Source organism: Actinosynnema sp. NPDC059797, from assembly GCF_042732085.1.
In the GTDB taxonomy this organism is placed as follows: Bacteria; Actinomycetota; Actinomycetes; order Mycobacteriales; family Pseudonocardiaceae; genus Actinosynnema.
Genome location: NZ_JBHWIE010000622.1, coordinates 1 through 2,675 on the forward strand (window position 1 = coordinate 1; position 2,675 = coordinate 2,675).

Annotated in this window: 4 protein-coding genes; 3 read left to right on the plus strand and 1 reads right to left on the minus strand. The window is 73.8% G+C overall.

The window, feature by feature from the left end; all coding sequences use genetic code 11:
- The 3 genes from ACFV4N_RS42555 to ACFV4N_RS42565 form a co-directional block, all read left to right on the plus strand.
- Positions 1 to 686 (plus strand): SDR family NAD(P)-dependent oxidoreductase (locus ACFV4N_RS42555; protein ID WP_499678376.1); only part of this gene is annotated, 686 nt, incomplete at its 5' end.
- A 102-nt stretch (positions 687 to 788) separates the two neighbouring features.
- Complete coding sequence (locus tag ACFV4N_RS42560; protein ID WP_499678377.1) at positions 789 to 1,244, plus strand: MarR family winged helix-turn-helix transcriptional regulator; 456 nt, start codon at positions 789 to 791, stop codon at positions 1,242 to 1,244.
- A gap of 95 nt (positions 1,245 to 1,339) precedes the next feature.
- Positions 1,340 to 2,254, plus strand: a complete 915-nt coding sequence (locus tag ACFV4N_RS42565; protein ID WP_499678378.1) for an NmrA/HSCARG family protein — start codon at positions 1,340 to 1,342, stop codon at positions 2,252 to 2,254.
- Here ACFV4N_RS42565 and ACFV4N_RS42570 read toward each other — a convergent pair.
- A partial coding sequence (locus tag ACFV4N_RS42570) for an enoyl-CoA hydratase/isomerase family protein (protein WP_499678379.1) occupies positions 2,241 to 2,675 on the minus strand: 435 nt, incomplete at its 5' end. The two genes, ACFV4N_RS42565 and ACFV4N_RS42570, sit on opposite strands and share 14 nt — an antisense overlap.

Sequence of the window (2,675 nt, forward strand, 5' to 3'; positions counted from 1 at the left end):
GCGCCGGCTGCCGCGGCGTGGTGGTCACCTGGTCCCGGTCGGGGGCCAACGCGCGCTCCGCCGTCGCCGAACTGGCCGCGACCGGGTGCGAGGCGGTGGCCGAGCGCGTCGACGTGGCCGACGACGGGCAGGTGCGCGGGCTGGCCGAGCGGGTTCGGGACCGGTTCGGCCGGGTCGACGTGCTGGTCAACAACGCGGGCACCACGCGGGCCGTGCCGCACGCCGACCTCGACGCGCTCACCGACGAGGTGTTCCACCACGTGCTCGACGTCAACGTGGTGGGCCCGTTCCGCGTCACCCGAGCGTTCGCCGGGGCGCTGCGGGCCTCCCGCGGCGCGGTGGTCAACATCGCCTCCATCTCCGCCTACCGGGCGGGCGGGTCGTCCATCGCCTACGGCGTGAGCAAGGCCGCGCTGGCTCAGCTGACCCGCAACCTCGCCGCGGCGCTCGCGCCGGAGGTGCGCGTCAACACCGTCTCGCCGGGCACGGTGGCCACCCGGTGGCAGACCGGCCTGCACGGCGAGGAGGGGTTCGCCGAGCGGGCCGGGGCCGAGCGGCGGAGCGTGCCGCTCGGCCGCACGTCGGAGCCCGGTCACGTGGCGCAGGCCGTGCTGGGGCTGCTGGCGATGGACCAGGTCACCGGGGAGTCGGTCATCGTGGACGGTGGCAAGCACGTCGTGTACTAGCAGCCGCAGGCGCAGGGTCGCGGCGCTCCGGGTCGGGCCGGGCAAGGCGGATTTCGCCGTCCGTTCGACGGTCGGGCAAGCCGGTCGGCGTCGGTAGACTGGGTGTCGGGCACCGGACGACGGGCGGCGGGCGTGGACTACGGCGACAAGCTCTTCTGGCTCTCGGTCCTGATCCAGCGCAGGTACGCGCAGATCTGCGCCGAGTACGACCTGACCCCCTCGCAGGCCACGCTGCTGTGCGCGGTCAAGGACGTGCCGCGGCAGATGGCGTACCTCGCGGCCTCGCTCGGCTTGAGCAAGAACGCGCTGAGCCAGCTCGTCGACCGCATCGAGCGCCGCGACCTGGTGAGCCGGGTGGGCTCGGAGCAGGACCGGCGGGTCATCATGCTCGAGGTGACGCCCGCGGGGAAGGTGCTCGCCGAGGCCGTGTACGCCGAGACCACCAAGCGCCTGCCCGACATCGCGAGGGACCTCGACACCGACGACCGGCGCGACTTCGAACGCTTCGCCACCGCGATCGTGGACGCGTCGGGTGTCTTGCCGTCCACCTCGTCCTGACCTACCGCGCAGTGCCTCGCGGGGCACCCGCGCACCTGGCGAAAGTTCACGTTAGGAACTAATATAGTTCCTAACGTGAACCAACTGGGGGTGTCATGAACACGCGGGAACTCGGCACGATCGCGGTCTTCGGCGCGACGGGGCAGCAGGGCGGGGCGGTCGTCGACGCGCTCCTGCCCCGGGGAGCGCGGGTGCGGGCCCTCGTCCGCTCCCCCGGGTCCGACCGGGCGCGGGCGCTGGCCGCCCGGGGCGTCGAGCTGTCGACCGCCCGGATCGACGACCCGGCGTCGACGGTCGCCGCGCTGGAGGCGGTCGACGCGTTCTACTTCATGACCCCGGAGGCGAACAGCCCCGAGGAGGTCGAGGAGGAGGTCCGAGTGGGCACCGCCCTCGTCGACGCGGCGGCCGCGGCGCGCGTGCCGCACGTCGTGTTCAACTCGGTCTTCGGCGCGGATCGCGAAACGGGCGTGCCGCACCACGACTCGAAGCACCGGATCGAGGAGTACCTGAAGCTCTCCGGCCTGAGGGCCACGATGGTTCGCCCGGCCGCCTTCATGGAGAACTTCGCGACCGTGATGGCGCCGAGCCTGGAGGGCGGGACGATCGTGCTGAGGCTGCCGCTGCCGGACGACGTCGCCCTGAAGATGGTCTCGATCAAGGACATCGGCCGGGTCGCCGCCGCGATCCTGCTCGACACCGCGGACGTGCCCGGCGGAGCCGTCGAGGTCGTCGGCGACGAGCTGACGGGCCCCCGGATCGCGGCCGCGTTCGGCGCGCGCGCCGGGCTGCCGTCACGCTACGAGGCCCTGCCGCTGAGCGTCCTCGGCAACGACCTCGACAAGGCGATGTTCCGCCGGTTCGCCGAGGCGTCCGAACACCCGTCGGACCTCGCGGCGGTGCGGGCGATCGAGCCGTCCACCCGGGACCTGGCCGAGTGGATCCGCTCCACCGGCTGGACGGCACCCGTTCCCGCTGCTCCAGCCCACCCGTCGGGGATCAGGCGGTCCTGACCGCCACGTCCCGCATCAGGGCCTCCAGGTCCCGTTCGCCGTCGCGGGTCTGGGCGCCCGCGGCCAGTCCGCCGCCGATCAACCGCCCGGCCGCGGGGCGGCGGACGAGACCGGCCCAGGCGTCGTTCTCCCGCGCCAGTCCCGCGGCCAGGTCGTCGGGGGCGATGGTGCGCTTGGCCGCGGCGATGACGCCCTCCGGCAGGGCCGCGATGTCACGGGCGAGCCGGTCGACGAAGGCGTCCAGTTCGTCGGCGGGCAGGGCCCGGTTGACCCAGCCGTAGCGCTCGGCGAGTTCCGCGTCGTACAGCCCGGCGCCGAGCACCACCTCCAGCGCGCGGTTGCGCCCGACCCGACCGGCCAGGTACTGCGTGCCACCGCCGCCCGGGACGATGCCCATGAGCGCCTCGACCTGGCCCAGCCC